Annotated in this window: 10 protein-coding genes and 2 pseudogenes; 7 read left to right on the forward strand and 5 right to left on the reverse strand. The window is 58.1% G+C overall.

All coding sequences use genetic code 11. The features are described from left to right. Window positions 1-370 precede the first annotated feature (370 nt). Window positions 371-1,864 (forward strand): OpgC domain-containing protein, encoded by a 1,494-nt coding sequence (locus tag IF803_RS17190; protein ID WP_461192884.1) that lies wholly within the window; start codon window positions 371-373, stop codon window positions 1,862-1,864. Window positions 1,865-1,894: 30 nt separating this feature from the next. Next, a complete protein-coding gene (locus IF803_RS17195) occupies window positions 1,895-2,113 on the forward strand; it encodes a hypothetical protein (RefSeq protein ID WP_461192885.1) in 219 nt (72 codons plus the stop codon). 236 nt (window positions 2,114-2,349) lie between these two features. On the opposite strand, the gene IF803_RS17200 is transcribed toward IF803_RS17195, so the two are convergent. The 4 genes and pseudogenes from IF803_RS17200 to IF803_RS17215 form a co-directional block, all read right to left on the reverse strand. After that, window positions 2,350-2,586, reverse strand: a complete 237-nt coding sequence (locus IF803_RS17200) for a hypothetical protein (RefSeq protein WP_461192886.1) — start codon at window positions 2,584-2,586, stop codon at window positions 2,350-2,352. 592 nt (window positions 2,587-3,178) lie between these two features. Further along, a pseudogene (locus tag IF803_RS17205) lies at window positions 3,179-3,358 on the reverse strand (DUF3606 domain-containing protein); the annotation flags it as partial. A gap of 409 nt (window positions 3,359-3,767) precedes the next feature. After that, entirely contained in the window at window positions 3,768-4,757 is a 990-nt protein-coding gene (locus IF803_RS17210) for a J domain-containing protein (RefSeq protein ID WP_461192887.1), read from the reverse strand. Between the two features lie 3 nt (window positions 4,758-4,760). Continuing rightward, on the reverse strand, window positions 4,761-5,015 hold the full coding sequence (locus IF803_RS17215) for a hypothetical protein (RefSeq protein WP_461192888.1): 255 nt from the start codon (window positions 5,013-5,015) through the stop codon (window positions 4,761-4,763). 81 nt (window positions 5,016-5,096) lie between these two features. Between IF803_RS17215 and IF803_RS17220 the strand changes: the two genes are divergently transcribed. Beyond that, window positions 5,097-5,330: a helix-turn-helix domain-containing protein gene (locus tag IF803_RS17220; protein ID WP_461192889.1), complete on the forward strand. Its 234-nt coding sequence runs from the start codon at window positions 5,097-5,099 to the stop codon at window positions 5,328-5,330. A gap of 78 nt (window positions 5,331-5,408) precedes the next feature. On the opposite strand, the gene IF803_RS17225 is transcribed toward IF803_RS17220, so the two are convergent. Continuing rightward, the gene (locus IF803_RS17225) at window positions 5,409-5,801 is read right to left on the reverse strand and encodes a hypothetical protein (RefSeq protein WP_461192890.1); all 393 of its coding nucleotides are present in this window, start codon (window positions 5,799-5,801) and stop codon (window positions 5,409-5,411) included. 328 nt (window positions 5,802-6,129) lie between these two features. Between IF803_RS17225 and IF803_RS17230 the strand changes: the two genes are divergently transcribed. The 4 genes and pseudogenes from IF803_RS17230 to IF803_RS17245 all read left to right on the forward strand — a co-directional run. After that, window positions 6,130-6,354 carry a hypothetical protein gene (locus IF803_RS17230; protein WP_461192891.1) on the forward strand — a complete coding sequence of 75 codons (225 nt, stop codon included), beginning with the start codon at window positions 6,130-6,132 and terminating at the stop codon, window positions 6,352-6,354. Then, window positions 6,347-6,601: a hypothetical protein gene (locus IF803_RS17235; protein ID WP_346657174.1), complete on the forward strand. Its 255-nt coding sequence runs from the start codon at window positions 6,347-6,349 to the stop codon at window positions 6,599-6,601. Before IF803_RS17230 ends, IF803_RS17235 begins: the two co-directional genes overlap by 8 nt. Before the next feature lie 1,206 nt (window positions 6,602-7,807). Next, window positions 7,808-8,056, forward strand: a complete 249-nt coding sequence (locus tag IF803_RS17240; RefSeq protein ID WP_028344455.1) for a DUF6894 family protein — start codon at window positions 7,808-7,810, stop codon at window positions 8,054-8,056. Window positions 8,057-8,556: 500 nt separating this feature from the next. Then, window positions 8,557-8,822, forward strand: a pseudogene (locus IF803_RS17245) (Crp/Fnr family transcriptional regulator); the annotation flags it as partial.

The following is an 8,822-nucleotide window of genomic DNA, read 5'->3' on the forward strand; positions in this document are numbered from 1 at the left end:
CTGGCGAAAGACTGGCTCCCGAAACCGTCCGTCCTCTATCTTTAGCCCAGCCAGCGGTTCGCCATCAGGCACTCAAGGTAGGAGCCGAGTGCCGTTGTGCGCTGTAATTGTAATCACCTCACAGTAGGGCAACGAAAGAGCGAGTGCGGACCACGAGAGTTGTGGGACTGAGAGTCTCCTACGCCGGTGCGCAGCGGTGATCGATACCGAGATCTTTACGGTACCTTGATCATAGGACCTAGGACCTCTCACTGTGGACCTCCGGCTGGTTTACACGCTGTGCCGTTGAACTACGATCGTCAACGGACAGCCTCGCGCGCCAGGAGGTTCCATCAAGCGCCGCCATACGATCGTTATCGCAATAGCTTTCGTGGCCGGGCTCGGCGTGAAGCAACTCGAGACTGCGCCGTTGTTACGACCCGGCCGTTTTTCAAATTCGGTCCTTCTTGAGGCGCGCTCGCACGCCGGACGGGGCAATCAGATGCATGATCGAACTGCCACCCCGAAGCCATTGGTAGCCGCGCTGCCGGAGCTGAAAGGCTACGGCCGCGATCTGCGCATTGATACCTGCCGCGGCATCGCGCTCTGGTGCATTTTTCTTGACCATGTCCCCAACAACATCGGGAGCTGGCTGACACTGCGCAACTACGGCTTCAGCGATGCCGCGGAAGTATTCATGTTTCTTTCGGGTCTGACCTGCGCGCTGGCCTACGGCAAGGCACGGCAGAGCGGGGGCTGGACCGGCGTGATCGGCCGGACGCTGTGGCGAAGCTGGGATATTTATGTCGCATTTCTGCTGCTCACGCTCGCCTGCGCCATCATGGTTCACCTCGCAGGCAGCGGTCATTTTGCCGACGAGAGCAATACGCGCATTCTGTTGGAAGAGCCGGGCATGACGCTCGCGCACGCGGCGATCCTGCAATACCGCCCCGTCAATACCGACATCTTGCCGCTCTTCGTGCTTTATCACCTTTTGTTCGCGCCGCTGCTGTGGCTGCTGCTGCGAGCGCCGAACGCAACGCTCGGCGCGTCGCTGCTGCTTTATGCACTGGTGCACGTCTTCGGCTGGACCATCCCGGCATGGCCGAACGGCCACTGGTTCTTCAATCCGCTGGCCTGGCAGCTGCCGCTTGTGCTTGGCGCGTGGTGGATCGTCGAGGGCAAGAGATTCCGACCGTGGGTGACCTCACGCGCCGCGCTTGTACCTGCCGTTGTCTATCTGGTGTTCAGCCTCATCATCGCGTTGAGCTGGAGCATCAAACCGTTGGAAGTACTGGTCCCGCAGGCTCTGCTTTACCCGATGGACAAATCGAATCTCGCCCCTTTGCGACTGCTGCATTTCTTGGCCCTTGCGGTTTTGTTCGTATCGTTCGTGCCTCGCGATTGGCAAGGGCTGACGACGCCGGTGATGCGTGGCGCCATTCGCTGCGGCCAGAACTCGCTGCCAATCTACTGCCTCGGCGTACTGCTGACGCTCGCTAGCCAGCTGGCGCTGCTCGACATCTCCGAGGGGCTGACGATGCAGATCGCGCTCAGTGTTGGTGGCGTCCTGGTGATGATCGGCGCGGCGACGCTGCTGAATTTGATCAAGATCAAACCGAGGCAGCCGCCGCACGCGAAGGCCGTCGAGCAGCCAACCAGGTTTGAACTGGCCACAGCCAGGGCGCTCGGCGTTGACATTCCGCCCGCGTTACTCGCCGGTGCCGAGGAGGTTGATCGACTAAAGATGCTGTTCGCTCCGGTGCGCGAGTCCGGCTGCAGCGCTGATTCAGTGCCAGCAATCGCGCACGCCTTCGGGCCACCAGCGAAAAATGTGGGTCGGGACGTGAATCAGATCACAAGGACTCTGGAGCCTGCCCCTTAATCTTCCGGCCATCGTACAGGAGCCAAGTCCATGATTTCCCACCCAAGGACCCACAAGGGAGCGGTGCTGATCGCGGCGTACGTGACGCTTGCCTGCGTAGCGGCATTACTGTCGGTCAACCTGACATCACCCACCACCGCCGCGCTCGGCGCTGACTGGCAGTGCAGCCGGTTTGCGCTCGTACTCACGGCCTGCACCCCGGTGCGTGCACATGAGACCTTTTCCACTGGCGTGGGCAAGCGGACCTAGTCGAATCATGCTGCGAATGTCGGCTGAAATCAAACAGAGCGCCGCAATGATCGGGTAGTGGGAGTGAGGTACAGTCCTTGACATTCGGCTACTCTGAATGAGCTAGCCCTTGCCTGCCTTCTTGTCCTTCGCCGTCTTAAAGTTCGTCCGCACCGCGTTGGCGCAGGCTGAGAGGGCTGCGTCCAAGCCGCCGGCGACTGCGATCGTCTTGAAGAAAGGTTCAGCTGACTGCGCAATTAGTCCTTGCCGGGGTGTAGCTCGAGCTTCAGGGCCTCATAACGCTTGGTCAGAACAGCCACCCCTTCCAAGGTTTGCTCATCGGTGATGTGTACAGACAGCGCCTTCAAGTGCGCGATCTTGCCATTTAGTTCGACGCACTTTTCGCACATGGCACGCTCCCGATCCCTCAAAGGCGGGAGCGCAAACCGGTCTCTCTGCCACCGGCGCCCGGTATAGTTGTCGGTGATTTGCATCAACAAGCGCGATCTTGGATTTGTTCCTATAGGATTTCGCCCCCTTAGCAAAGACAGCCCCAGCGCCGAGGCCGAGTTGCCATGATTACCCTGACCCCGAAACCAGCATTCGGCCGTTAAGTTCCTATTTTAGGGGGCGACCAGGGACCGGCAGTGGCGTGCCGCCTAACCAGAAACGGCCCCAGCGAGGTGCAAATCCTGGGGCCAGTCTGGAGCTGGGCGTCTCGGTGCCGGTAGCGGTGCGGCACCGAACAGGGCGACCAATGCCCATGCACGCTCGTCGTTCCTATTCAAAAAAGGGCCCCAGCATCCGGATCATGCTGGGGCCGAGCTGGATCGCCGAACCGCTGTCCGCCGAGAAGCAGCAGTCGTCGTACTAGGGCTGAAGAAATAGGAAATGAAAATTACATGCCCGTTGTTTGGATTATCTCAAACGACGCCCCGGTCCGAAAATAACCTGTGTGAATCCTGCCAGGAAGCGGGGGCAAGAGCCGGGGCACGCTCCACTCGTCCTTGCCGCTCTGCCGCGAGCGACGCATTGCAAACGACGCTTCGAAGGTGCCGTTCCTAACGACTTTTTCATCGCCGATACAAGCCGACGCTCAACCCGCTTCCGGCTGGTGCCGACCTTCTTGACGGCCTTCTTCACCGATGCGGCCGACTTGCCGGTCTTCCTCGCCTCATAGCTCACCTCGTAATCCTGCCCACCGGCGACGCGCGCCCGGTCCTGCTTGCGACCGCGCGCGGTCTGCTTCTTTGCCTTCCTTGCCATTCAGGCCTCCCAATTGGGCCGCAGCAACATGCTAACCGTCGTTGAGATCGCCTTCTATGCCCGACGTTTGCAGGACGGGCAGCATTCGGCGTTTCGATATCTAAGACGTTCATTGCGTTCGTATTGACGATCATCGCCGCCATCTTGCGCGTTCACGTCTCCCACCGTGACGAGGTTTTCTGGCGGTTAGCTATCAGGATCTACGGAGTTCAAGGCCGCGTACCGAAATTTTCTGGCCAAAGGGTCCGCCGAGCGCCATTTTAACGCTGACATCCAAGGCGCCCTGTCGGAATACGTCAGCATCGGGTCGGGCAACTACGGTGTACTTCGAATAGCCGACGTTTCTGATCAGACCGTCATTCCAGGCACATCGGTCTGGCCTTCTGTTGGGCTCACCCGAACAGACCGATTAGCCAAAGCCATGCTCGTTTCGAATTGCGTCGTACGCTGCGTTGACGCGTTGGGCCTCTGCTTCGGCAGCTTCGCGGATTGACCTGCTGCGGTCGGCAACGGTGTCGGGATGGCACTTGACTATTGCAAGCCTATAGGCCGCTTTAATCTCGCTAATGGTAGCTTGCCGCGAGACGTTTAGAACAGAGTAGGGATCGTCGGCCTCTTGGTTTCGATTCTCGATTCCATTCTGATCCCCTGCTTGTGATCCAACAGGATCGTTCAGGGCGTCAACATCGAGATCGGCGACGTCGCTCTCGCGCTCTTCAATGATTCGATTCCGACGTTTAGCGACCGAGAGAGTCGCTAAGCCGAGTACCCATCCAACGATAGAGCCCAACTGAACGTGACGCCCTATGAGCTGCGGAAACGGATTCCAGACAAGCAAGTCGGAGCCACCTCCGTAGTAGACATAAACGTCGAAAACAGTGGAGGAAGCGACGAAACCCAACAGTGCAGCTATGAACGCCAGGCGGTATGCCCTTCCTAGTCTCCAAGATCGCATGGCCAAACGCCCTGCATGGTCGCTGCGATGTTCGGGATGCTGCGTCAATTCGATTCGATCAACAACATCAGCCAGCAACGACCTGGCATTTGTGAGCCCTTGGTTCAGCTCCTGACCCCTGCGGGACCTCATCTCGAAGCGATCTTCTGCTCTAAGGTAGCGTACGCCTTCTCTGATGCCGGCACTCTTGAGCCTGGCAATCTCATCGAGCAGCGACCTCTTCGCATTTTCGAGATCGTGCGTCGCTGCGGTGATTTGAGCCTCGTCTATAAGCTCGGAAGTGGGCGGGCCTCGCCAGCCCGAAAGCATCAAGAGAAACCCGAGGAAGATCGGAAAGGCGTAGAAACTGGCGGTAAAGATGTAGGGCAGCGAATATGCGAGCCCTAATATGACAATGGTGGCAATCGTACAGCCCAGCGGCTCTTGGGGAGGCTTCTTCGCCATACTTCACCGAGCAAAGACTATGCTGAACAGAAGCAAAAGGATTAAGGGCACCGCGAGGATGTAGAAGCTGGCGCTGATAACATAGGTCATTAGCGGGCTGCGGGCGACGCGCGTGTCCGTCACAACCTTGGCAAAGCTGCCACTCGGAAATGTGTAAAGAAACCACTGAATGACCACTCCCGGAAGCAATAGCCATTTCCAGGCACGGTCAAACTCCAAACGCGGCTTGTTCTCTCGCGTCCAAATTCCCTGTGGCATCAGGCAATTCCTCAATCAAAGCTTCCATTTTGTCGATTTAAAGCGGTGGGTCAATAAGCAGCAGCCTGATCATTTCGGCCTATGGATTGGCGCCAGGTGGTTGCGGCTAACTTGCGGAGGATCAGGCGGGAACGAGGATTCTCGCAGGAATCGCTGGCGTATGAGGCCGATGTGAATCGGACCTACATCAGCAAGTTGGAGAAAGGATCAACCTGGGTTGGTCTTGAAATCCTGGTGAAGCTATCGACCGTGCTTCAAGCCGAGCCGGCCGATTTCCTTCAGCGTCCTACTAAAAAGCCGGGTAGAAAGAACTAGCGAAATGCAGCCCAGAAACGGCACTACTGTCTCGCGGGTGACGAGACAGAGCACCTCCACGCCTAAAGTAGGATCGAATTAGCCTCTGCTGGCTTTCTTGTCCTTCGCCGTCTTGAAGTTGGACCGCACCGCATTGGCGCAGGCAGACAAAGCCTCGTCCAGGCCACCAGCGACGGCGATCGTCTTGATCTGGTCAAGCTGCTCGACGAGATCGTCAAACGTCGACGCCTTCAGGGTGCTCTTGCCCTTCTCCAGCTCCAGCGGCTGCTTCCCATACCGGAGCTGGAAGAAAATTGCACCAGCACCATCGACCCAGAACTGCTCGCGGGAGATGCGCTTTCCTTCCCGGAACAGCCCGATCTTGGTGATCTGCTGCTCGATGCTGGCAGTGAACTTATTGCGCCGCTGAAGAACCGGCGTATTAGCGGTCGGCTTCTGAACGGAAACCAGAGAGATCGTCGCTCGTGCCATGATGGGCTCCTTCGTTAATGATGGAGCCGCCGTCTTCTAAATCCGGTACCTGGGCAACAGCGATGTAGTTCGAATATCTCACTCAGGCTATCAGCTTGTATTGTGCGAACTTTCTTCTTCCATCGGCAGGCAGTCTCCGCAATTGAAGCACTCGAAGAGGAACCGTTCGCGGCACTCTTCGTCGGTGTCATGCTCCACGGTCGCCATTCCTCTTCCGCAGGCCAGTGGCCATTTAGGGGCTCCTCTGATCTTGAAAGCTCCTCCGAAGAGCAAGGGCGGTTTTGCCGATCGGAGGAACGCTGACTGGCTTCGATTGTTAGGAGGCATTATGACGCCTCCCGTCACCGTTCATTTCACCTGCATCGGCTGCGGCATCGTCTACTCAGCGAGCCAGGAGCGCAGCGCAACCCATACCAATGCATCCGGCACCTTCAATTGCTGGCAGTGCGGAAAGCTTGTTCATCACTGGGTTGGGATTTACGACTATAACGGATGGAGAATAACCCACGTGCTGCCCAATCAGCCCAAGGTGAGAATTGAAAGACGTGGGTGATCGCCCCTACTCTGACGCCGAGAAAGCCGCACGTCGGATCATGGAGCACGCCCGCGCCTTCGAGCCGATTCAGGATGGCCGGATCTACATCGAGAAGATCAACTATCCGATGCTCTACCAGGACAAGGCGACGCCGGCTGAGTATTGGGCTGGGCTACAGCACGCGATCGGCAAAGGCTGGCTCGAGTACCACGAGAGCGGGACGTTCGTGAGGATGCTTCAGCCAGGCAAAGACCTGTTCGCCTGACCAAGAGCCACTGGGCCTATCGCCTCTGCCGTTCTGACATGACATACCAATATGCGGTCCCAACCGCGGCCGCCGCGCTGAGCACCCCCACGATTGCGACGACCCCTTCCACCAGCTCCATGCGGGCCTCGCTAACCCAAAGAAACGGCCTCAGCGAGAGGCCAGCTAAATTGACGATGAGCGCGATCTTGCAGCCAAGAGCAACATCCGGCCTTCGTCCGTCCGCACCATAGGGATACTGGCTTTCCCTCTAGCGCGGCGCGGCCCATCGGCAATTAATCCTTCCCTGAACATGCGCCAGATCGCCTTGCTACCGGCAGGACCGGTGACGGTATAGGCCGGAACATTCCGCATCACCTCGCCCCGTTCGGCTGCTTCTAGCGCCCTCAGTTGCGCAGCGTTAAGTCTTCTGCAGCGGCGCGGGCGAACAGTTTTTCAAAGCCCTCGGCATCGGGCATGCCCCTCAACTAACCTGGGTCAAAACTGGTTCCCTAGCCACCGTGATGAAGAGCCCGCCAATCCGCTTAGCACCTTGTGAAAAAGGCCTCAGCGAGGGGGTACACGCTGAGGCCAAGGCGGTTGGATCAATCCATGAGATGACAGGCTCAGCCGATCAACAGGGCGCCTATGCCTGCGATGAGCGCTACGAACGATATCGCCGCCAACGCCATGAAGCTGCACTCGACGCCGTCGTGGTGACCGAGCCTGAACATACAGGGAGTTTGCGCTACGGCCTTCGCGTCCGCATTAAAGTAGGCATGTCAGGGATAGCGCCCTAATCGCGGTTCCAGGCTTAACTTAAGCGAAGAACGTTGAAACGACTCTCTCGATTCCGCTTTTATTGCTCATGCAATAGGCGACCGAGGTTCATCTAGTCCGTGTGACGACCGATGAGGGCGAGATCCGAATCTGGCTCGCCGCGACCTCGCCCGACGAAGCGGTCGATCGCGTGCTGGACGAAATCCCGGAAGGATGGGCTGTTAGCCTCATTCAGCGGCAGCCGAGCGGGCGGGCACGTCGCTGGCGCTCGGCTTCCGTCGCTGTCCTAATGCCGCGGGGCAGTGCGACCCGCCAATGATCCAACCGCCGAACGAGAAACTGTTCCTGTGCTCCCCAGACAGGCCGCTCGCATTTCAAAAAGCGGGCCACTAGGAACGCGCCTCCGAATTTCGCTTTGAAATATTCGGAAATGAATGGGCGCGCTCAATGCCTCGGTATTACTTCGATTTAAAAGATGGCAACGGAACAACCCCTGACGAGGAAGGCCTAGATCTTCGGGATCTGGACGCGGCACAGGACGAGGCTGCGCGATCTTTAGGAGGCATGGCCCGCGATGCCGTAGCGACCCTCAGTGGTAGCGGCGCTGAGCAAATGGAGATCGAGGTTCGGGACGACGCCGGCCCCGTTATGACCGTCCGCTTTTCCTTCGCGATCAGCCGCAACAAAGTGAGCTAACCTCAAACTGCAAAAAACGGCGGCCCCAGCGCCCGGGAAGAGCACTGAGGCCGAGGGGTCGTCCCACTCCTCATCAAAGCGAGACTAGAACCGCGCCGGTCGCCCCCTGTTCCAAAAAAAGGCCCCAGCGAGGGGACTGGCTGGGGCCTAGACTGATTGCCGAACCGCTGTCCGCCAGGACGCAGCGGTCGTCATTTTAGGGCTGTAAAAATAGGAAATGAAAATCACCTGCCCATGCCATTGAGAATGTTGGCAAAGTTGGGTTCCCGAAATAACCGAAGTGAATCTTGCGCCCGGCGGAGCGCACTTTCTGTATCAATTTGTTACAGCGAGAAATCCTACTTTCTCGCGGTGCAAACACGCAACTGATGGTTCATCGGAGCGGGAACTTAGTTCCATTTCTGGCGTTGCTTGTGCATCATCGGCTAAGGCCTTTTCTGTGGGCGCTGGTGACTGAGAGAACACTCTCGTGCTCCCGCCTGCGAAGGAGGGAGTGTCTGATGCCGCACCGCAAGCTAATCGCGCGTTTGCTGTCCGTCGTTGAGTTGTCCGAGCAGGATAAGGTCCGGCTCGAACAGCTGCCTCATATCATCAAAACGTTTGGAGACGGCGACCGCATCGCACGGCAAGGCGACGTGCCCGTGCATTGTGCCGTCGTGATGACTGGATTGCTGTCGCGTCGAAGGGTAGTTTCCGAACGCAATCAAATATCGTCCATCTACGTACCGGGGGACGTACCTGATCTCCATACGCTGCATCTGCCCGT

It is taken from the genome of Bradyrhizobium sp. UFLA06-06, assembly GCF_054820065.1.

Coding starts and splice junctions, on each gene's coding strand:
- IF803_RS17195 (WP_461192885.1), top strand. CDS start 1,895: ATGATTTCCCACCCAAGGACCCACAAGGGAGCGGTGCTGATCGCGGCG.
- IF803_RS17200 (WP_461192886.1), bottom strand. CDS start 2,586: ATGCAAATCACCGACAACTATACCGGGCGCCGGTGGCAGAGAGACCGG.
- IF803_RS17210 (WP_461192887.1), bottom strand. CDS start 4,757: ATGGCGAAGAAGCCTCCCCAAGAGCCGCTGGGCTGTACGATTGCCACC.
- IF803_RS17215 (WP_461192888.1), bottom strand. CDS start 5,015: ATGCCACAGGGAATTTGGACGCGAGAGAACAAGCCGCGTTTGGAGTTT.
- IF803_RS17220 (WP_461192889.1), top strand. CDS start 5,097: ATGGATTGGCGCCAGGTGGTTGCGGCTAACTTGCGGAGGATCAGGCGG.
- IF803_RS17225 (WP_461192890.1), bottom strand. CDS start 5,801: ATGGCACGAGCGACGATCTCTCTGGTTTCCGTTCAGAAGCCGACCGCT.
- IF803_RS17230 (WP_461192891.1), top strand. CDS start 6,130: ATGACGCCTCCCGTCACCGTTCATTTCACCTGCATCGGCTGCGGCATC.
- IF803_RS17240 (WP_028344455.1), top strand. CDS start 7,808: ATGCCTCGGTATTACTTCGATTTAAAAGATGGCAACGGAACAACCCCT.